Origin of the sequence: Streptomyces sp. NPDC051913 (assembly GCF_044593635.1) — a bacterium.
Lineage (GTDB): Bacteria > Actinomycetota > Actinomycetes > Streptomycetales > Streptomycetaceae > Streptomyces.
Window position 1 is genome coordinate 241,076 of the sequence record NZ_JBIUCI010000015.1, and the last position, 18,483, is coordinate 259,558.

Below are 18,483 nucleotides of genomic sequence, written 5' to 3' on the forward strand. Positions count from 1 at the left end.
TCTGGCGGGGGTGGCTGGTGTTCCGTTCGCGGGGGTGGCTGGTGCTTGTTCTGTGAGGCCGGCGGGTGCTTGTTCTGTGGGGGTGGGCGGTGTGCCTCTGGCAGGGGCGGCTGGTGTTCCGTTCGCGGGGGCGGCCGGTGCCTCTTCTGTGAGGCCGGCCGGTGCTCGTTCTGTGGGGGTGGGCGATGCGCCACTGGCGGGGGCGGGCGGTGCTCCGCTCGCGGGGGTGACTGTCGTCGCTCTCGAACAGGCCGTCTCCGCACCGCTGTGCACCCGGGTGCTGTGCGACCTCGGCGCCCGGGTGATCAAGGTGGAGAACCCGGACGGCGGTGACTCTGCGCGGCACATCGACGACGTGGTCAACGGCCAGGCCGCCCACTTCGTCTGGGCCAACCGGGGCAAGGAGTCGCTCGCCCTCGACCTCAAGTCCGCGGCCGGGATGGCGATCCTGCACCGGCTCCTCGCCCGCGCCGACGTCCTGGTCTCCAACCTCACCCCGGGCACCACCACCAGACTCGGCATCGCCCCCGACGACCTGGCCGTCCGCCACCCCGACCTGATCGCGGTCGAGATCGACGGCTACGGCCAGGGCGGCCCTCTCTCCCACAAACGCGCCTACGACCTCCTCGTGCAGGCCGAGTCAGGGGTCTGCGCGATCACCGGTCACCCCGGCGCACCGGCCAAACCGGGCCCGCCCATCGCGGACGCCAGCGCCGGCCTCTACACGGCGCTGACCGTCGTGGCGCTGCTGTACGCGGGCGAACGCCGGGGCGGTCGTGGCGGGGCGGTGGCGGTGAGCCTGTTCGACACGATGACCGAACTCATGGGCTACCCCCTCACCCACACCCGCCACTCCGGCACGGAACAGCAGCCGATCGGCATGAGCTCGCCCGCCGTCGCCCCGTACGGCGCCTACCGCACGGCGGACGGCCGGACGGTCGTCCTCGGCACCACCAACGACCGCGAGTGGCAGCGCCTCGCCCGCGGTCTCCTCGACCGGCCCGACCTCGCGGACGACGAACGGCTGCGCACCAACCCGGGCCGGGTCGCCCACCGGGCCCTGCTGGACGAGGCGATCGCCGCCTGGTGCGCCCGGCACGACCTGGCCGACGTCCAGCGGCGCGCCGACGACGCGGGTATCGGCAACGCCCGCTACAACACCCCCGCCGAAGTCCTCGCCCACCCGCACCTGGCGGCCCGCGACCGCTGGCGCACCGTCGACACCCCGGGCGGCCCGATACCGGCGCTGCTGCCACCGCCGGTCATCAAGGGCTACGACATGCCGATGGGAGCCGTTCCCGCCCTCGGCGAGCACACCCACAGGATTCTCGCCGAACTCGGTACGGGCGCCGAGGAGTTGGGCGAGTGACCGTGCTGCTGTCCAGTGACACCGCAGGCGTGCGGACCCTCACCCTGAACCGACCGCACCGCAAGAACGCCCTCGACGCCGAACTGTGGCACGCGCTGCGGACGGCACTGACGGAGATCGCCCACGACCGAGCCGTACGCGCCCTTGTCCTCACCGGCGCCCAGGGAGCGTTCTGCTCGGGCGCCGACCTCAAGGCCGCCGACACCAGGGACCCCCAGGACAAACTCCGCGACCTCAACGAAGTCGCCCTGCTGCTGCACGAGTTGCCGATCCCGACGATCGCCAAGGTGACCGGCGTCGCCGTCGGCGCGGGCTGGAACCTCGCCCTCGGCTGCGATCTGGTCGTGGCCACTCCGGAGTCCCGCTTCGCGCAGATCTTCACACGGCGCGGACTGTCCCCGGACTGCGGCGGGACCTGGCTGCTGCCGAAACTCGCCGGACTCCAACAGGCCAGGAGACTGGCCCTGTTGGCCGACCCGATCGACGCGGCGGAGGCGAGCTCGCTGAACCTCGTCACATGGGTGGTGCCGGACGAGGAGATCGACGACTACGTCTCCGAGCTGGTCGCCCGGCTTGCGGCCGGACCGCCCGTGGCGCTCGCCCAGACCAAGGCGCTCCTCAACGAGAACACCGACCGCACGCTGGGTGAGGCGCTCGCCGCGGAGGCCCGTGCCCAGCAGGTCAACCTCGCCACGACCGACGTACGGGAGGCCTACGCGGCGTTCACCGAGCGGCGGGAGCCACGGTTCACCGGCCGCCGGCACCGACAGGAGGACCCTGAATGCGCTCAGCAGTGATCGTCGAGGCCGTCCGCACCCCGGTCGGCAGACGGGGCGGGGGACTGGCCGCGGTCCATCCGGCCGACCTCTCCGCCCTGGTCCTGAACGCCCTCGCCGCCCGCACCGGCCTCGACCCGGCGCTGGTCGACGACGTCGTCTGGGGCTGTGTCTCCCAGGTCGGCGACCAGTCGAGCAACATCGGGAGGTACGCCGTCCTCGCCGCGGGCTGGCCCGAGTCGATCCCCGGCACCACGGTCAACCGGGCCTGCGGATCCAGCCAGCAGGCCCTGGACTTCGCCGCACAGGCCGTGATGTCCGGGCAGCAGGACCTCGTCGTCGCGGGCGGCGTCGAGGTGATGAGCCGGGTGCCGCTCGGCTCGGCACGCGCGAGCGGAACGCCGTACGGGCCGCGTGTCCTGGCACGCTACGACGACTTCACCTTCGACCAGGGCCTGTCCGCCGAGATGATCGCGCGCAAGTGGGCCCTCTCACGGACCCGGCTGGACGAGTACGCGCTGCTCTCCCACGAACGGGCCGCCGCCGCACAGGACATGGGCGCCTTCGACGCGCAGCTCGTCCCGGTGGCCGGGGTGACGGCCGACGAGGGCGTCCGGCGGGGCGGTACCGTCGCGAGGCTCGGCGGGCTCAAGCCCGCGTTCCGCGAGGACGGGGTGATCCACGCCGGCAACTCCTCGCAGATCTCGGACGGAGCGGCGGCCCTCCTCGTCACCACGCCGGAGAAGGCACGGGAGTTGGGACTGACGCCCCTCGTGCACTACCGGGCGGGAGCGGTCGTCGGTTCCGATCCGGTGCTGATGCTCACCGGCCCGATCCCCGCGACGGAGAGGGTGCTGCGCAAGGCGGGCGTCGGGTTGGCCGAGGTCGGAGTCTTCGAGGTCAACGAGGCCTTCGCGCCCGTCCCGCTCGCCTGGCTCGCCGAGACCGGCGCCGACCCGGCCCTGCTCAACCCCCTCGGCGGCGCCATCGCCCTCGGGCATCCGCTGGGCGCGTCCGGGGCCGTCCTGATGACCCGCATGATCCACCACATGCGGGACCACGGCATCCGCTACGGCCTCCAGACCATGTGCGAGGGCGGCGGCACGGCCAACGCCACGTTTCTCGAACTTGTGGGGGTGTGATGCGACGCGATGTCTCCGACGGCGAACACGAGGACTTCCGCAAGCTGGTAAGGGAGTTCGTGGCCAGGGAGGTGGTGCCGCGGTACGCCGCCTGGGAGCGGGAAGGCCGTGTGCCACGCTCGTTCTTCGAACAGCTCGGCTCCTTGGGCGTGTTGGGGATGGCGATCCCGGAGAAGTACGGTGGAGCGGGCCGGGAGGACTACCGCTACAACGTCGTGCTCCAGGAGGAGGCCGCCCGTGCCTTGGTGACCCTCGGCACGGTCCGCACCCAACTCGATGTGATCCTGCCGTACTTCCTGGCCTACGCCGATGAGGCACAGCGCGCCCGCTGGTTTCCCGGTCTGGCGGCGGGGAAGCTGCTGACGGCCATCGCCATGACGGAACCGGGAACGGGTTCGGACCTGGCCGGCATCCGCACGACGGCGGTACGCGACGGTGAGACGTACGTACTCAACGGAGCGAAGACCTTCATCACCGGCGGTCTGCTCGCCGACCTGGTCATCGTCGTCGCCCGCACGTCCACCGAGCCCGGCAACCGCCGGGCGGGGCTGACCCTGCTGGTCGTGGAGGACGGCATGCCCGGATTCACCCGGGGCCGGGTGTTGGACAAGCTGGGCATCAAGGTCCAGGACACGGTGGAACTGGCCTTCGACGAGGTGCGTGTCCCGGTGTCCAACCGCCTGGGCGAGGAGGGGGCCGCGTTCCACTACCTGGGCCGCAACCTCCCCCAGGAGCGCATGACGGTGGCGGTGGGCTCGGTGGCCCAGGCGCGGGCGGCGCTGGACACGACCGTCGACTACGTCCGGGAGCGACAGGTCTTCGGGAAGCCCGTCGCGTCCTTTCAGAACACCAAGTTCGAACTTGCTGCCGTCTCCGCCGAGGTCGAGGCCGCGCAGGCCCTGCTGGACCGTGCGGTCCTCGAACTCGTCGCCGGTGAGCTCTCCGGCGCGGACGCGGCGAGGGTGAAGCTCTTCTGCACCGAGACGCAGGCCCGCGCCGTCGACCGCTGCCTCCAACTCTTCGGCGGCTACGGCTACATGGCGGAGTACCCGATCTCCCGCCTGTACGCCGACGCCCGCATCACCCGCATCTACGCCGGCACCAGCGAGGTCATGAAGGTGATCATCGCGAAGTCGCTGGGGTTGTGAGCGCCTACGACCCGTAGCGCGTCGTCTCCGCCAGGTCCGCCGCGCTCTTCATCAGGTCCAGGACCATCGGGCCGAACGCTCGCAACTTCACGTTTTCCCCGGCGCGTTGGAAGCCCTGTTCCAGGACCACGCCGAGTTTCCACTGGGCGAGGACGTCGTAGTAGTCCATGTCGTCGACCTGGCGGCCCGACACCTCCGCGTAGTGCCGGATCAGGGCGTCGCGGGACGGCATGCCGGTGAGGTCGACGTACAGCGCCGAGGCCGCCTCGGGGCTGCTGGTGTCCTCCGGCCAGCCTCTGAGCATCCAGGCCAGGTCGAGCTTGGGGTCGCCGACGGTGCCCATCTCCCAGTCGACGATCGCCGCGAGCCGGGCCGGGGCGCCGTCGCGGTACATGACGTTGGCGAACTGGTAGTCGCCGTGCATCAGCCCCGGCACGTAGTCGAGCGGCTTGTGGGCGCGCAGCCAGGCCGCCGCCACCTCGAAGCCGGGGAGGTCGCGGCCCTTGACCCGTTCCAGGTAGCGGCTCCAGCGGTCCACCTGGCGCTCGTGGAAGCCCTCCGGGCGGCCCAGGTCGTGCAGCCCCCTCGCCTTCCAGTCGACCCGGCCGAGCAGCGCCACCCCTTCGGCGAGCTGGTACGCGAGCCCCGCCCGGGCGGGGAGATCGGTGTCGAACGGCGTCGGCCAGCCGCGCTGCCCCATGGGGGACCAGCCGTCGACGAACTCCATCAGATAGAAGGTGCGGCCCAGCACGGCCGGGTCGGTGCAGACCGCGACCGCCTCCGTGTGTGGTACGTCGGTGCCGTTCAGGGCCTCGATGATCCGCCACTCCCGGAAGATCCCCTCGTCGCGGGCGGCCGGCGCCGTCGGCGGCGGAATGCGCAGGGCGCAGTGGAGGTCGCCGCGCCGGATCTCGTAGATCTCGTTCTGCGCGCCGCCGGACACGTACCGGTGCTCGACCGGCTCGCCCTTGCCGGGGAGGCCGGACGCGTCCAGCCAGTCCGCCAGGCGTTCGACGTCGATCATCGGGCGTCCGCCTCCAGGAACTCGGCGTACTTGGCGCGCGCGGCGGCGACCCGCGTGGGCAGGTAGGCGCTGGGCCACAGGTCCTCGCTCGGCCTGTGGTCGCGCAGCACCTGCCGGGCCACCGTCACCTTGTGCACCTCGGTCGGGCCGTCGGCGATACCGAGGACACTCGCCCCGAGCAGCATCCGGAACAGCGGCATGTCCCCGCTCACACCGAGCGCGCCGTGCACCTGGATCGCCCGGTGCGCGACGTCGTGCAGGACGCCCGGGAGCAGCACCTTGACCATCGCGATGTCCTTTCGGACCTTCCGGTAGTCGTTGTACTTGTCGATCTTCCACGCGGTGTGCAGCACCGTCAGCCGGAACTGCTGGAGCTGCGCCCACGAGTCGGCTATGTGGCCCTGCACGAACTGCTTGTCGGCGAGCCTGCCGCCCTGCGTCCGCCGGCTCAGCGCCCGCTCGCACATCATGTCGAAGGCCTTGCCCGCGAGGCCGATCGTGCGCATCGCGTGATGGATCCGCCCACCGCCGAGCCGCGTCTGCGCGATGACGAACGCCTGCCCCTCCCCGCCGAGCAGCGCGTCGGCGGGGACCCGTACGCCCTCGTAGTGGACGAGCGCGTGCGAGCCCCGCTCCTGCGGCTCGCCCGCCAGCGCCACGTTCCGCTCGATGACGATGCCGGGGGTGTCGGCCGGGACCAGGAACATCGACATGCTCCGGTAGGGGTCGCCGTCCGGGTCCGTCACCGCCATGACGATGAGGAAGGCGGCGGTCCTGGCGTTGGAGGAGAAGTACTTCCAGCCGTCGATGACCCAGTCGTCGCCGTCCCGCACCGCGCGGGTCGTGAACTCCTTGGGATCGGCGCCCGCCTGAGGTTCCGTCATCGAGTAGCAGGAGAAGATCTCGCCGTCGAGAAGGGGGCGCAGATAGCGCTCCTTCTGGGCGTCCGTGCCGTAGTGGGCGAGGATCTCGGCGTTGCCCGTGTCCGGGGCCTGGCAGCCGAAGACGATCGGCGCCCAGGAGGAGCGGCCCAGGATCTCGTTGAGCAGGCACAGCCTGACCTGTCCGTGCCCTTCGCCGCCCAGTTCCGGGCCGAGGTGCGTGGCCCACAGCCGGCGCGCCCGCACCTCCTTCTTCAGGGGGTCGAGAACCCGGCGGAGGTTCGCGTCGGGCGGGGTGAACTGGAGGCCGTCCCACAGGAGGTCGAGGGGCTCGACCTCCTCGCGCACGAAGCGGTCGGCCCAGTCCAGCTGCGCCTGGAATTCAGGTTCGGTTTCGAAGTCCCACGACATTGTGTCTCCTTCCGGCGAGTGCCAGAATAGCGTTCTCATGAACGAGAACACAATTCCCCAGTCACGGAACGACGTTGCCGAGCGGATCGCCCGGCGTGCGCTGGAGAGCCGGGGAGCCCACTACCAGGCCGAGGTGCGGGCGCTTCTCGTCGCCGCGCTGAAAGTGATGCGCGGCTGTGGCACGGCCTCCCGGCCGCGTGTGGCCGACGTCGTCGCGGCGGCCGGGCTCTCGAACGAGGCCTTCTACCGGCACTTCCGGTCCAAGGACGCCCTCGTCGCCGCGCTCATGGAGGACGGTGCCGAGCGGCTGTGCGGCTACCTCACCCACCAGATGGCCAAGGAGCCCACACCCCGGGGCAAGGTGCGCCGCTGGGTCGAGGGCATCCTCGCCCAGGCCATGGACGACGACACCGCGGCCACCACCCTCGCCGTGATGTGGAACGCCGGAAGCGTGCCGGAGGGCTTCCTCGCCGGGCCGCCCTCGGCCGCGGGCATGCTCGCGACGCTGCTGTACACGCCGTACACCGAACTCGGCAGTGACAACCCCGAGTTGGACGCGTCCCTGGCCGCCCACGCGGCCGTGGGCAGGCTCGCGGACCACCTGTGGCGACGGGAACGGCCCACCCCGGCCGATGTCGACCACGTCACGCGGTTCCTGCTCCGTACCGTCGATCAGGAGGTGGGCCCATGAAGGCCGCCGATCAGTTCCACGTCGGTCTCGTCGTCGAGGATCTCGCCCTGGCGCAGGCCGAGTTGACGGCCGTGTTCGGCCACGAGTGGAGCGCCGAACTGGGCGCGTCCGTCAACGTCACCCTGTCCACCGGCGACACCGTGCTCGACCTCAGGAACGTCTACTCGACGACGACGCCCCGCCTGGAACTCGTCCGGCGCATCCCGGGCACCCTGTGGGACGCGACCGGCCTCCACCACCTCGGCTACTGGTCCGACGACGTGAAGGGCGACTCCGCCGAGCTCGCCCGACGCGGCTACCAGGTCGAGGCCGTAGGCAAACGGCCCGACGGGACGCCGTACTGGGCCTTCCACCGCAGCGGCACCGGACCGCTCGTCGAGCTCGTGAGCCGTGAACTCCAGCCGGTGCTGGAGCAGTTGTGGGAGGCGTCGTGACGACCGTGGGGATCGTGACCGGCGCGGGCCGGGGGATGGGCCGGGAGTGTGCCCGCCGGCTCACCGGCACGGTGGACCGGCTGCTGCTGGTCGACCTGGACGAGCGGACGGTGACGGAGGCGGCCGAGGCGCTGTCGGGGCAGGGCGCGGCCGTCGAGCCGTACGTCCTCGACATCACCGATCCCGACGGGCTCGCGGGCCTCGCCGACCGGGCCGCCGCCCTCGGACCGCTGCGGGCCGTCGCCCACGCGGCCGGCATCTCCCCGACCATGGCCGACTGGCGCCGCATCCTCACGGTGGACCTGATCGGCACGGCCCGGCTGGCCGGGGCGCTGCGCCCGCTCGCCACGCGCGGGACGGCGGCGGTGTACTTCGCCTCGATGGCCGCCCACATCGGGATCCGCGAGCCGAACCCGCTGGCGGACGCGGTCCTTTCGGACCCGCTCCAGGAGGGCTTCCTCGACCGCCTCCACGAGGCGCTCGGGCCGTCGGTGGAGGACCCGGGCGTGGCCTACAGCTGGGCCAAGCGCGGCGTCCACCTCCTCGCGCGGCGCGAGGCGACGCGGGTCGGGCCGGCCGGGGCGCGGGTCTGTTCCGTGTCGCCGGGGGTCGTCGCCACCCCGCAGGGGCGGCAGGAGGCGGCGGCGCATCCCTCGATGAAGGCGCTGGTCGACCGGTCCGCGCTCGGCAGGGAGGGCCGTCCCGAGGAGCTCGCCTCCGTGGTCGCCTTCCTGCTCTCCGACGAGGCGTCGTTCCTGACCGGGGTGGACGTCCTGGTGGACGGCGGTGTGTCGGCGGCGCTGGCTAGCGCCTGACGAACCCGGTCACGATCACCGCGTTGGTGTCGGCCGCCGCCTGCCGCAGGGGCTTCGCCCGCGTGTAGGCGGCGGACGCGTACCAGGCGCGCGCCGCGTCCACCGACTCGAATTCGAGAACGACGGTCTGGTCGCCGTGCCAGTCCCCTTCGAGCACCTGTGGACCGGTGTCCACCGCCAGGACACGGGCCCCGCCCTCCGCCATCGAGGGAGCGGCCGCCCGGCCGTACGCGGCCATGCCGGCCGGGTCCCGCACGGCCTCGGTCAGGATGACGTACGCCTTGGGCATGGCTCTCCTCGTGGTCAGTGCACGGTGATGGCGCGCTCGGGGCACATGCCGGCCGCGGAGCGCACGGCGTCCTCGAACTCGACCGGGACGAGGGGTACTTGGGCGACGGCGTAGCCGTCTTCGCTCAGGTCGAAGACCTCGGGGCAGAGCGAACAGCACACGCCGTGGCCCCGGCAGCGCTCGTCGTCGACGGTGACCTTCATCGGGCCTCGCTCCACTCCAGGTCGAGATGGGTGAGCCCGCGCAGGATGAAGGTGGGGACATAGGAGTAGCGGCGGGCGCCGGCCGGACCGTGCGTACCCTCCGCGATCCGGATGTCGGAGGTGCGGTCCAGCAGCCGTTCGAGCGTCACCCGGGCCTCGGCGCGGGCGAGCGGGGCGCCGGGGCAGGAGTGGACACCGCGCCCGAACGCGAGATGGCGCCGTACGTTGGTCCGGCCCGGGTCGAAGGCGGCAGGGTTCTCGAACTGGCGCGGATCACGGTTCGCCGCGCTGTTGAGGACCATCACCGTGGTGCCGGCCGGAATGTCGACACCGCCCACCGCCGTCGGCACCTTCGACAGCCGGAAGTCGCCCTTGACCGGGCTCTCCGTGCGCAGCGTCTCCTCGACGAAGGCGGGGATGCGATCACGCTCGGCACGCAACCGCCGTTGCAGCTCCGGCTGTTCGGCGATGAGCCGGAGCGCGGCGCTGAGCAGCCGGACCGTCGTCTCCTGGCCCGCCGCGAAGAGGTTGGCGGCGACCCGGACGACATCCGCCACCTCGGGGGTCGAGCCGTCCGGGAAGGTCGCGGTGGCCAGGCCCGTCAGGACGTCCGCGCGCGGCTCGCGGCGACGCTCCTCGATGTACGTCGTGAAACGGCCGTACAGATAGTGGAGCGGCGAGTGGTGCAACGTGTCGTCGCCCGTGCTGCCGATCCCGGCCTCGGTCTGCGGGCGGCGCTGGAGCTTGGCCATGAACTCCTGGCGGTCCTCCTCGGGCACGCCGAGCAGGTCGGCGATCACGAGCAGCGTGAACGGCCCGGCGAAGCCCCCGATGAACTCGCCCTTCCCCGGGGCGAGATAGGTGTCCAGCAGGCTGTCGGCGAGATGCCACATCGACGCCTCGTTCTCCTTGAGGCGCTTCGGTGTGATCAGCCGCATCAGCAGGGCGCGGTGATCGGTGTGCACGGGTGGGTCCATGGTGGGGAGCTGGTCGCTCATCGGCAGTTCGTCGCGGTGCCGCTCGATGAGCTCGCTGACGTCGTCGCCCTCCAGCGGCACCGGGAACCCCGGGAACGGGCCGGTCACCGAGACACACGCCGAGAACGCGTCGGTGTCGTTGTAGACCTGCACCGCCTCGTCGTACCCGGTCACCATCACCACGTCGTGGTGGCTCTCCCGCTGCACCGGGCAACGCCCGCGCAGGGCGTCGAAGTAGGGATAGGGGTCCGCGACGACCCGCTCGTCCCGGAAGAAGTCGATCGCCTCGAAATCGTCCACGGTCTGCTCGGCTCTCTGTCGCGCTCAAGGACCCTGACGCCGTGGGACGGTAGCACAATTCTCCCAATGCTGGAATCTTGCTTGTAGGTTTGTGAGAGTGACGTTCTCGTATGTGTTGAGGAGCCCCATGGAAGAGATCGAGGCGCTGGGCGCCGCACGCGGCATACGCCGTGCCGTGCTCGGCGACGCCCATGTCGATGCCGCCACCGCCGACCCCGACCCCGTGGCCGTCGAGTTCCAGGACTACCTCACCGCTACGGCGTGGGGCGTCTGGGCGCGCGGTGGTGCCCTGAGTACGCGCGACCGCAGCCTCGTCGTCCTGGCGATGACCGCCGCGCTGGGGCGCACGGAGGAGTTCCGCGTCCATGCCGGCAGCGCGCCGCGTGCCGGAGTGAGTGACGCCGAGGTCGACGAACTGCTCTTCCAGATCGCCGCCTACGCCGGTGTCCCGGCCGGCAGCGCGGCCCGGCGGATCGTCACCGAGGTCAGGAGGCAGGCGTGACGGTCGGTTTCGTCGGCCTCGGCAACATGGGCGCCGTCCTGGCCGCGAACCTCGTCGCGGCCGGGCATGAGGTGGTGGCCCATGACGCGCTGGGCCCCGCGCGGGCGCCCGAGGGGGCGGTCTACGTCGACGAGGTCGCCGAGGTCGCCCGCCGTGCCCAGGCGTTGGTGCTCAGCCTCCCCGACGGCGCCGCCTCCGAGCAGGTCGCCCGCGCGATCCTCGCCGCGGACGGGCGCCGCGTCCGTCAGGTCGTCGACACCTCGACCATCGGCGTGACCGCCGCCCGGGCCGTCGCCGCACTGCTCGCCGGGGAGAAGGTCGGCTACGTGGACGCACCGGTCTCCGGCGGAGTCGCCGGGGCGAAGGCCCGCACCCTCACCGTCATGTACGCGGGCGCCGACCACGACTGCGCCCAGGTCGCCGACGTGCTGGCGGGCCTCGGTGACCGCCGCCACCGCGTCGGCGACACCCCCGGCATGGCCCAGGCCCTCAAGCTCGCCAACAACTTCCTCTCCGCCACGACCCTCGCCGCCACCAGCGAGGCCGTCGCGTTCGGGCTCTCCGCCGGGCTCGACCTGGCCACCATGCTCGACGTCCTCAACGGATCGAGCGGCCGCAGCGCCGCCACCGAGGACAAGTTCCCCCGCCATGTCCTGACCGGCCACTACGCCGCCGGCTTCACCAACTCCCTGATGAACAAGGACGTCCAGCTCTATCTGCGGGAGTCGGGGGCGTGGGGCGGCTCGGTCGGCGAGGCGATCGGGGTGCTGTGGGAGCGGTTCGCGCGGGCGGAGCCCGGGGTGGACTTCACCCGCATCCACCCGTACTTGACGCTCCGACAAAAGCGAGAATAGCATTCTCGCACGGAGAGACTGAGATTATCGCTCGCTCTTCCTCCGTACAGCCGACTGGAGGACCAGACCTCATGGCGCACTTCAAGAAGCCCGCAGCGGGCAGCTGGACCGAACACCTCAAGCTCGGGACGGAGCCGGTCAGTTACGAGGACTCCATCTCGTCCGAGCACTACGAGCGCGAGCGCGACGCGATCTTCCGGCGGACCTGGCTGAACGTCGGCCGGATCGAGCAACTGCCCAAGCGCGGCAGCTTCTTCACCAAGGAACTGGACGCGGCCCGCACCTCGGTCATCGTCGCGCGGGGCACCGACGACGAAGTGCGCGCCTTCCACAACGTGTGCCGGCACCGCGGCAACAAGCTGGTGTGGAACGACTTTCCACGCGAGGAGACCAGCGGCGTCTGCCGCCAGTTCACCTGCAAGTACCACGCCTGGCGTTACGACCTGGAGGGCAAGCTCGCCTTCGTCCAACAGGAGCAGGAGTTCTTCGACCTCGACAAGTCCCGGTACGGGCTCAAGCAAGTCCGGACGGAGGTGTGGGAGGGGTTCATCTTCGTCAACCTCGACCCGGACAACACCACACCCCTGCGTGACTACCTGGGCGAGTTCGCCCAGGGCATCGAGGGCTACCCGTTCCACAAGATGACGCAGGCCCACAAGTACCGGGCCGAGATCGGCGCCAACTGGAAGCTGTTCATCGACGCGTTCGCCGAGTTCTACCACGCGCCGATCCTGCACGCGGGCCAGTACGTCTCCGAGGAGGCCCGCAAGATCCAGAAGTACGGCTACGAAGCCCTCCACTACGACATCGACGGCCCGCACAGCATGGTGTCGTCCTGGGGCGGCATCGCCCCGCCGCACGACCGCGCCATGGTCAAACCCATCGAAGGGGCCCTGCGCAGCGGGCTGTTCGGCCCCTGGGAGTTCCCGGACATCGGCGTCGCCACCGAGGATCTGCCGCCGGCCGTCAACCCGACCCGCGACAAGCGCTGGGGCATGGATTCCTTCGTCTTCTTCCCCAACTTCATGCTGCTGATCTGGCGGCCCAACTGGGTGCTCACGTACCACTACTGGCCGACCGCCCACAACAGCCACATCTTCGAGGCGACCTGCTACTTCGTGCCGCCGGAGAACGCCTTCCAGCGGCTCCAGCAGGAGCTGGCCGTCGTCTCCTTCAAGGAGTACGGCCTCCAGGACGGCAACACCCTGGAGGCGACGCAGACCATGCTCGAATCGCGGGCGGTGGGGGAGTTCCCGCTCAACGACCAGGAGGTGCTCCTGCGCCATCTGCATCAGACCGCCCGCCAGTACGTCCGCGACCACGAGCAGCGCACGGCCTAGGAGGACCCGCATCATGCACCCGAACACGGACCCGGCCACGGCCCCCGTCTTCCCGCCCGAGTTCGCCGCCCTGGAGCCGTTCGCGGACTGGGCGATCCCCACCGAGAAGGCCCGCTACGCCAAGCGGATCGCGTCCACGATGGACGAGCTCGACGCCTTCTACGCCACGGCGTTCCCGCTGCTCAGGGACGGCACCGCATATCTCCAGCAGGTCTCCATGGACGACATCTGCGAACCCGACAAGCACCTGCTGTGGGCCTTCTGCGCCCTGGTCACCGTCGCCTTCCCGGTGGAGGCCTGGCGGCAGCCCAAGGTTCCCGACACGGGTGCCGCGAGCATCGACGCCGTTTTCGAACCGGCCGTCTGATGCCCCGCCCGCGCGCCCCGCAGCCGCCGGTCCGGCTGCGCGCCGCCCGCATGCTCGATGTCGACAAGGGCGAACTCGTCACCCCCGCCGACCTGTTGATCGAGGGCGACCGCATCACCGCGATCGCCCCGGCCCGGGTCCCCGAGGACACGGTGGAGATCGACCTCGGCGATCTGACCCTCCTGCCGGGCCTGATGGACATGGAGGTCAACCTGCTGCTCGGCGGCCCCGACCACCGCAGTCCGCTCAACCCGGTCCAGGACGACCCCGCCGTACGCGCCCTGCGTGCCGTCGCCAACGCCCGCCGCACGCTGCGCGCGGGCTTCACGACCGTACGGAACCTCGGCCTGTTCGTGCAGACCGGCGGGCTGCTGCTGGACGTGGCGCTGAAGAAGGCGATCGACCTGGGCTGGATCGAGGGACCACGGGTGGTACCGGCCGGGCACGCCATCACTCCGACCGGCGGCCACCTGGACCCGACCATGTTCCAGGCGTTCGCCCCGCACATCATGCCCCTCACCGTGGAGGAGGGCATCGCCAACGGCGTCGACGAGGTCCGCAAGGCCGTCCGCTACCAGATCAAGCACGGGGCACGCGTCATCAAGGTCTGCGCCTCCAACGGCATCATGTCCCACACCGGGCCGGCCGGCGCCCAGCAGTACTCCGACGACGAACTCCGCGCCGTCGTCGACGAGGCCCACCGCGCCGGCCTGAGGGTCGCCGCCCACTGCATGGGCGACCGCACGATCCGCGCCGCCCTCGACGCGGGCATCGACTGCGTCGAACACGGCTTCCTGGCGAGCGACGAGACCCTGGACCTGATGATCGAGCGGGGCACCTTCCTGGTGGCGACGACCTACATAGCCGACGGCATGGACGTCTCGAAGGCGGCCCCCGAGCTCCGGGCGAAGGCGGCAGAGGTCTTCCCCCTCGCCAAGGCGACGATCGCCCGGGCCGTCGAACGCGGCGTCCGCATAGCCTGCGGCACGGACGCCCCGGCCATCCCGCACGGCAAGAACGCCCGGGAGCTGGTGGCGCTGGTGGACAGAGGGATGACCCCACTCGGCGCGATCCGGGCGGCGACGACGGTGGCGGCGGACCTGATCGACGCGGACGACAGGGGCCGGTTGGAGCCGGGCTTGTTGGCGGACGTGATCGGAGTTCCCGGAAACCCGCTGACGGACATCACGGTGACCGAGGACGTCCGGTTCGTGATGAAGGGCGGCAAGGCATACGCCCTCTAGGGGCGCGGGACTGCGTCAATGTGCGGCTCCGCCGCGTGGGCGCGAGCAACCACAACGCACCCGCAGCCGCCGTCCCATCTCAGCCCCCTCACACCTTCCGCGTGATCCCCCCGTCCACCCTCACCATCGCCCCCGTGGTGAAACCCGACGCCCCGCTGGCGAAATGCAACGCCAGCGGGGCAACGTCGTCCGGCACCCCCAACCGCCCCAACGGCACGAACGACGCGTCGAACCCCTCCGCCTCCCACTCCGCGTGCGCGCCCGTGCGGATCGGCCCCGGCAGGATGGCGTTGACGCGGACCTTGGGGGCGTAGGCCTCCGCCAGGCCGACGGTGAGGGCGTTGAGGCCCGCCTTGGCGCAGGCGTAGGGGAGTTCGTGGACGCTGGCGAGGAGCGAGCCGGCCGTGCCGATGTTGATGATCGATCCGCCGTCGTGATCGGCCATGTGCCTGGCCGCCAGGACCGCCAGGCGGAACGGGCCCTTCAGGTTCACGGCGAGTGTCTTGTCGTAGAGCTCCTCGGTGACCGTGTCGAGGCTCTCGTACAGCGGCGACATGCCCGCGTTGTTGACCAGTACGTCGAGCCGGCCGAACTCCGTCAGGGTTTCGGCGACCAGTCGCTCGCAGTCGTCCCAGTGGCCGACATGGCAGGCGATGCCCACGGCCCGCCGTCCCGTCGACGCCCGTACCTCCTCGGCCACCGCCCGGCACGCCTCGGCCTTGCGTGAGGCGACGACCACATCGGCGCCGGCCTCCGCCAGGGTCCGCACGATGGCCCGGCCGATGCCGCGGGACCCGCCGGTGACCACGGCCACCTTGCCGGTGAGGTCATGGAGTTGGCTGAAGGAGGTCATCGGCGGTCGGCCTTCCGTATCGTCGTCAGCAGCTCGCGCCGCAGGAGCTTTCCGGTGGGGGTGTACGGGAGTTCGTCGCGGAAGACGACCAGGTCCGGTGTCCTGGAGCCCCGTAGCCGGCCCCGCACCCACGCGCGCAGCGCCTCGCCGTCGACCACCACCCCGGCGTGGACGACCACGAACGCGGCGATCCGCTCGCCCCACTCCTCGTCCGGCACGCCCACGACCGCCACCTCGCGCACCGCGTCGTGCCGCAGCAGGACGTCCTCCACCTCGGCCGGGGCGATGTTCTCCCCGCCCCGGATGATGGTGTCGTCGGCCCGCCCTTCGACGAAGAGATAGCCGTCGGCGTCGAAGCGGGCGAGATCGCGGGTGTGGAACCAGCCGTCCGCGTCCAGCAGCGCCTCGGCACCCTTGTACTCGCCGGACACCTGCGCCCCGCGCACCCACAACTCACCGACCTCGCCGACCGGTTGGGCCGCGCCGGACCCGTCCCGGATCTCCGCCTCCACCCCCGGCACCATCCGCCCCGCCGAGCGCAGCCGCGCCCGTACCCCAGGGTCGGCGGACGTCAGGGCGGCGCGGTGGTCGTCGGGGCTCAGCAGCGCGATCGTGGAGCTGGTCTCGGTGAGGCCGTAGGCGTTGGTGAACCCGGTGTCCGGGAAGGCTCGCAAGGCGGCCTCCAGGACGGTGTGCGGCATCCGGGCGCCGCCGTACGCCATCGACCGCAGCGTCGGCACCTTTGCCGGGCGCCCGTCCAGGTGCTCGACCACACGGGCCAGCATCGTCGGCACGACCATCGCGGACGTGATCTCCTCGGCGCGCACCAGCCGCAGCCAGGCCCCGGGCTCGAAGGCACCGAGGTGCACCATGCGCCGCCCGGCGTAGAGGTTGCTGATCACCGAGCCCACGCCCGCCACGTGATAGGGCGGAACGCTCATCAGCACGGCGTCGTCGGGGGCCGCCGAGGCGAACTCCACGGTCTGGAGGACGTAACTGCTCAGATGCCTGTGCCGCAGAACCGCAGCCTTGGGGGCGGCGGTCGTTCCGCTCGTGAACAGCAGCACGGCCGGGTCGTCCGCGTCGCCCATCGGACCCGCGGCCGGTTCCGCGGCCAGGGCCTGTGCGACGAGTGCTTCGGGAGTGCGGACGTCGAGACCGGCGAACGTGTCGGTGAGCGACCCGTCGGCGACCACGAACGGTTTCTCGGTGTGGGCCACCAGCGCGGTCAACGCCCCTTCCGACAGGCGGTAGTTGACCGGCACGAGCGGCACACCCGCCAGCGCCGCACCGAACAACAGCACGGGGAAGTCGGGACCGTTGACCCCGGCGTACAGCAACTCCCGTGCCCCGGCGCGGTGGACGACGGTCGCCACACCGGCGGCGAGCCGCCTCAGCCGCGCACGGGTCATACCGGTGTCGCGCGGGCCGACCGCGACCCGGTCCGGGGCGTCGGCCACGGCCATGTCGAGCAACATCGCGATGTTCAAGACGACGCCTTCTCTTCTCGACGGACGTTTCTCCACGGGTGCGAACGGTATTCTACTTACAGGGAAACCTCATTCTCCAGGGAGCGTCCGTGGATTTCGAACTCACTGAGCAGCAGGAGGACATCCGGGCCGGAGTCCGCGAACTCGCCGCCGGCTTCGGCCCCGAGTACTGGGCCGGCCAGGACGAGCGCGCGGAGTTCCCCTGGGCCTTCTACGACGCCTTCGCCAAGGCGGGCTGGCTGGGCGTCGCCGTCCCCGAGGAGTACGGCGGGGGAGGACTCGGCATCCTGGAGGCCTCGCTGCTCCTGGAGGAGGTCGCGGCCTCCGGCGCCGGCATGAACGGGTGCAGCACCATGCACCTGACCATCTTCGGCCTCAACGTCCTGGCCAGACACGGCAGCGACGCACTGCGCCGCACGATCCTGCCGCACGCCGCCACCGGCGACCTGCACGTCTGCTTCGGCGTCACCGAACCCGACGCCGGCACCGACACCACCAGCATCACCACGTTCGCCCGCCGCGACGGCGACCACTACGTCATCGACGGCCGCAAGATCTGGATCACCAAGGCCGGCGACTCGCAGAAGATGGTCCTCCTCGCCCGCACCACCCCCCGCGCCGAGGTCGCCAGAGCGACCCAGGGCATCTCCGTCTTCCTCGTCGACGTCGACCGGACCGCCATGGACATCCGGCCGATCCCCAAGATGGGCCGCAACGCCGTGGCGTCCAACGAGATCTTCATCGACGGCCTGCGCGTACCGGCATCCGCGAGGATCGGTGAGGAGGGCGAGGGCTTCCGCTATCTGCTGGACGGTCTCAACCCGGAGCGCATCCTGCTCGCCCACGAAGCCCTCGGCCTCGGCAGGGCCGCACTGGACGCCGCGACCCGCTACGCCCGCGACCGTGTCGTCTTCGGCCGCCCCATCGGCCAGAACCAGGGCATCGCCTTCCCGCTCGCCGAGGCCCTCACGCGCCTGGACGCGGCCCGTCTCATGGCCCGCAACGCGGCCTGGCGCTACGACCGCGGCCTGGACTGCGGACGCGAGGCCAACATGGCCAAGTTCCTCTGCGCCGACGCGGGATTCCAGGCGGCCGACCGGGCCGTGCAGACCCTGGGCGGGATGGGATACGCCCGCGAGTACCACGTCGAGCGGTACTTCCGTGAGTCCCGGCTGCTGCGGCTCGCGCCGGTCAGCCAGGAGATGGTGCTCAACTACGTGTCCCAGCACGTGCTGGGGCTGCCCAGGTCCTACTGACCCCGGGCAGCCCCGTACCGCGTCAGCCCTTGCGGGCCTTGACCTCTTCGGTGAGGGCGGGGACGACGTCGAAGAGGTCGCCGACGACGCCGTAGTCGACGAGGTCGAAGATCGGGG

Annotated in this window: 20 protein-coding genes; 13 read left to right on the plus strand and 7 right to left on the minus strand. The window is 71.1% G+C overall.

Going from position 1 to position 18,483, the window contains the following annotated elements; translation table 11 throughout:
• Positions 1-226: 226 nt before the first annotated feature.
• The 4 genes from ACIHIX_RS36345 to ACIHIX_RS36360 are packed head-to-tail and all read left to right on the plus strand — an operon-like array spanning position 227 to position 4,435.
• Complete coding sequence (locus ACIHIX_RS36345; protein WP_399963884.1) at positions 227-1,369, plus strand: CaiB/BaiF CoA transferase family protein; 1,143 nt, start codon at positions 227-229, stop codon at positions 1,367-1,369.
• Entirely contained in the window at positions 1,366-2,166 is an 801-nt protein-coding gene (locus ACIHIX_RS36350) for an enoyl-CoA hydratase/isomerase family protein (RefSeq protein WP_399963886.1), read from the plus strand. Before ACIHIX_RS36345 ends, ACIHIX_RS36350 begins: the two co-directional genes overlap by 4 nt.
• Complete coding sequence (locus ACIHIX_RS36355; RefSeq protein ID WP_399963888.1) at positions 2,151-3,287, plus strand: thiolase family protein; 1,137 nt, start codon at positions 2,151-2,153, stop codon at positions 3,285-3,287. The genes ACIHIX_RS36350 and ACIHIX_RS36355 overlap by 16 nt, the downstream gene beginning before the upstream one ends.
• Positions 3,287-4,435 carry an acyl-CoA dehydrogenase family protein gene (locus ACIHIX_RS36360; RefSeq protein ID WP_399963890.1) on the plus strand — a complete coding sequence of 383 codons (1,149 nt, stop codon included), beginning with the start codon at positions 3,287-3,289 and terminating at the stop codon, positions 4,433-4,435. Before ACIHIX_RS36355 ends, ACIHIX_RS36360 begins: the two co-directional genes overlap by 1 nt.
• 4 nt (positions 4,436-4,439) lie before the next feature.
• On the opposite strand, the gene ACIHIX_RS36365 is transcribed toward ACIHIX_RS36360, so the two are convergent.
• Both ACIHIX_RS36365 and ACIHIX_RS36370 read right to left on the minus strand, forming a co-directional pair.
• Entirely contained in the window at positions 4,440-5,459 is a 1,020-nt protein-coding gene (locus ACIHIX_RS36365; RefSeq protein WP_399963893.1) for a phosphotransferase family protein, read from the minus strand.
• Positions 5,456-6,751, minus strand: a complete 1,296-nt coding sequence (locus ACIHIX_RS36370; RefSeq protein ID WP_399963895.1) for an acyl-CoA dehydrogenase family protein — start codon at positions 6,749-6,751, stop codon at positions 5,456-5,458. The genes ACIHIX_RS36365 and ACIHIX_RS36370 overlap by 4 nt, the downstream gene beginning before the upstream one ends.
• Before the next feature lie 37 nt (positions 6,752-6,788).
• Between ACIHIX_RS36370 and ACIHIX_RS36375 the strand changes: the two genes are divergently transcribed.
• The 3 genes from ACIHIX_RS36375 to ACIHIX_RS36385 are packed head-to-tail and all read left to right on the plus strand — an operon-like array spanning position 6,789 to position 8,691.
• The gene (locus ACIHIX_RS36375) at positions 6,789-7,442 is read left to right on the plus strand and encodes a TetR/AcrR family transcriptional regulator (RefSeq protein ID WP_399963897.1); all 654 of its coding nucleotides are present in this window, start codon (positions 6,789-6,791) and stop codon (positions 7,440-7,442) included.
• Positions 7,439-7,876 carry a VOC family protein gene (locus tag ACIHIX_RS36380; RefSeq protein ID WP_399963899.1) on the plus strand — a complete coding sequence of 146 codons (438 nt, stop codon included), beginning with the start codon at positions 7,439-7,441 and terminating at the stop codon, positions 7,874-7,876. Before ACIHIX_RS36375 ends, ACIHIX_RS36380 begins: the two co-directional genes overlap by 4 nt.
• Positions 7,873-8,691, plus strand: coding sequence for an SDR family oxidoreductase (locus ACIHIX_RS36385; protein ID WP_399963901.1), 819 nt, complete (start codon positions 7,873-7,875; stop codon positions 8,689-8,691). Before ACIHIX_RS36380 ends, ACIHIX_RS36385 begins: the two co-directional genes overlap by 4 nt.
• Here the strand turns inward: ACIHIX_RS36385 and ACIHIX_RS36390 are convergent.
• Genes ACIHIX_RS36390 through ACIHIX_RS36400 form a run of 3 tightly spaced genes read right to left on the minus strand, consistent with a single transcriptional unit; the run spans position 8,681 to position 10,460 of the window.
• A complete protein-coding gene (locus ACIHIX_RS36390) occupies positions 8,681-8,980 on the minus strand; it encodes a DUF1330 domain-containing protein (protein ID WP_399963903.1) in 300 nt (99 codons plus the stop codon). The genes ACIHIX_RS36385 and ACIHIX_RS36390 overlap by 11 nt on opposite strands.
• 14 nt (positions 8,981-8,994) lie before the next feature.
• Positions 8,995-9,183 (minus strand): ferredoxin, encoded by a 189-nt coding sequence (locus tag ACIHIX_RS36395; protein WP_399963905.1) that lies wholly within the window; start codon positions 9,181-9,183, stop codon positions 8,995-8,997.
• Positions 9,180-10,460 (minus strand): cytochrome P450, encoded by a 1,281-nt coding sequence (locus ACIHIX_RS36400; RefSeq protein ID WP_399963907.1) that lies wholly within the window; start codon positions 10,458-10,460, stop codon positions 9,180-9,182. The genes ACIHIX_RS36395 and ACIHIX_RS36400 overlap by 4 nt, the downstream gene beginning before the upstream one ends.
• A gap of 127 nt (positions 10,461-10,587) precedes the next feature.
• Between ACIHIX_RS36400 and ACIHIX_RS36405 the strand changes: the two genes are divergently transcribed.
• From ACIHIX_RS36405 to ACIHIX_RS36425, 5 genes are all read left to right on the plus strand, one after another.
• Positions 10,588-10,962 carry a carboxymuconolactone decarboxylase family protein gene (locus ACIHIX_RS36405; protein WP_399963909.1) on the plus strand — a complete coding sequence of 125 codons (375 nt, stop codon included), beginning with the start codon at positions 10,588-10,590 and terminating at the stop codon, positions 10,960-10,962.
• A complete protein-coding gene (locus ACIHIX_RS36410) occupies positions 10,959-11,816 on the plus strand; it encodes an NAD(P)-dependent oxidoreductase (RefSeq protein WP_399963911.1) in 858 nt (285 codons plus the stop codon). The genes ACIHIX_RS36405 and ACIHIX_RS36410 overlap by 4 nt, the downstream gene beginning before the upstream one ends.
• Before the next feature lie 71 nt (positions 11,817-11,887).
• A complete protein-coding gene (locus tag ACIHIX_RS36415; RefSeq protein ID WP_399963912.1) occupies positions 11,888-13,156 on the plus strand; it encodes an aromatic ring-hydroxylating dioxygenase subunit alpha in 1,269 nt (422 codons plus the stop codon).
• A gap of 13 nt (positions 13,157-13,169) precedes the next feature.
• A complete protein-coding gene (locus ACIHIX_RS36420) occupies positions 13,170-13,523 on the plus strand; it encodes a hypothetical protein (protein ID WP_399963914.1) in 354 nt (117 codons plus the stop codon).
• Positions 13,523-14,767 carry an amidohydrolase family protein gene (locus tag ACIHIX_RS36425; protein WP_399963916.1) on the plus strand — a complete coding sequence of 415 codons (1,245 nt, stop codon included), beginning with the start codon at positions 13,523-13,525 and terminating at the stop codon, positions 14,765-14,767. Before ACIHIX_RS36420 ends, ACIHIX_RS36425 begins: the two co-directional genes overlap by 1 nt.
• An 88-nt stretch (positions 14,768-14,855) precedes the next feature.
• Here the strand turns inward: ACIHIX_RS36425 and ACIHIX_RS36430 are convergent, their stop codons facing one another.
• Both ACIHIX_RS36430 and ACIHIX_RS36435 read right to left on the minus strand, forming a co-directional pair.
• Positions 14,856-15,620 (minus strand): SDR family NAD(P)-dependent oxidoreductase, encoded by a 765-nt coding sequence (locus ACIHIX_RS36430; RefSeq protein WP_399963918.1) that lies wholly within the window; start codon positions 15,618-15,620, stop codon positions 14,856-14,858.
• The gene (locus tag ACIHIX_RS36435) at positions 15,617-17,110 is read right to left on the minus strand and encodes a class I adenylate-forming enzyme family protein (RefSeq protein ID WP_399963920.1); all 1,494 of its coding nucleotides are present in this window, start codon (positions 17,108-17,110) and stop codon (positions 15,617-15,619) included. Before ACIHIX_RS36435 ends, ACIHIX_RS36430 begins: the two co-directional genes overlap by 4 nt.
• A gap of 89 nt (positions 17,111-17,199) precedes the next feature.
• Here ACIHIX_RS36435 and ACIHIX_RS36440 point away from each other — a divergent pair, with 89 nt between their 5' ends.
• The gene (locus ACIHIX_RS36440; RefSeq protein WP_399963922.1) at positions 17,200-18,366 is read left to right on the plus strand and encodes an acyl-CoA dehydrogenase family protein; all 1,167 of its coding nucleotides are present in this window, start codon (positions 17,200-17,202) and stop codon (positions 18,364-18,366) included.
• The last annotated feature ends 117 nt before the right edge of the window (positions 18,367-18,483 follow it).

What these genes read in the sequence shown, in the direction of transcription:
- ACIHIX_RS36425 (WP_399963916.1), top strand. Translation starts at nt 13,523, where the DNA reads ATGCCCCGCCCGCGCGCCCCGCAGCCGCCGGTCCGGCTGCGCGCCGCC.
- ACIHIX_RS36390 (WP_399963903.1), bottom strand. Translation starts at nt 8,980, where the DNA reads ATGCCCAAGGCGTACGTCATCCTGACCGAGGCCGTGCGGGACCCGGCC.
- ACIHIX_RS36355 (WP_399963888.1), top strand. Translation starts at nt 2,151, where the DNA reads ATGCGCTCAGCAGTGATCGTCGAGGCCGTCCGCACCCCGGTCGGCAGA.
- ACIHIX_RS36415 (WP_399963912.1), top strand. Translation starts at nt 11,888, where the DNA reads ATGGCGCACTTCAAGAAGCCCGCAGCGGGCAGCTGGACCGAACACCTC.
- ACIHIX_RS36380 (WP_399963899.1), top strand. Translation starts at nt 7,439, where the DNA reads ATGAAGGCCGCCGATCAGTTCCACGTCGGTCTCGTCGTCGAGGATCTC.
- ACIHIX_RS36395 (WP_399963905.1), bottom strand. Translation starts at nt 9,183, where the DNA reads ATGAAGGTCACCGTCGACGACGAGCGCTGCCGGGGCCACGGCGTGTGC.
- ACIHIX_RS36405 (WP_399963909.1), top strand. Translation starts at nt 10,588, where the DNA reads ATGGAAGAGATCGAGGCGCTGGGCGCCGCACGCGGCATACGCCGTGCC.
- ACIHIX_RS36360 (WP_399963890.1), top strand. Translation starts at nt 3,287, where the DNA reads ATGCGACGCGATGTCTCCGACGGCGAACACGAGGACTTCCGCAAGCTG.
- ACIHIX_RS36375 (WP_399963897.1), top strand. Translation starts at nt 6,789, where the DNA reads ATGAACGAGAACACAATTCCCCAGTCACGGAACGACGTTGCCGAGCGG.
- ACIHIX_RS36365 (WP_399963893.1), bottom strand. Translation starts at nt 5,459, where the DNA reads ATGATCGACGTCGAACGCCTGGCGGACTGGCTGGACGCGTCCGGCCTC.
- ACIHIX_RS36430 (WP_399963918.1), bottom strand. Translation starts at nt 15,620, where the DNA reads ATGACCTCCTTCAGCCAACTCCATGACCTCACCGGCAAGGTGGCCGTG.
- ACIHIX_RS36370 (WP_399963895.1), bottom strand. Translation starts at nt 6,751, where the DNA reads ATGTCGTGGGACTTCGAAACCGAACCTGAATTCCAGGCGCAGCTGGAC.
- ACIHIX_RS36420 (WP_399963914.1), top strand. Translation starts at nt 13,170, where the DNA reads ATGCACCCGAACACGGACCCGGCCACGGCCCCCGTCTTCCCGCCCGAG.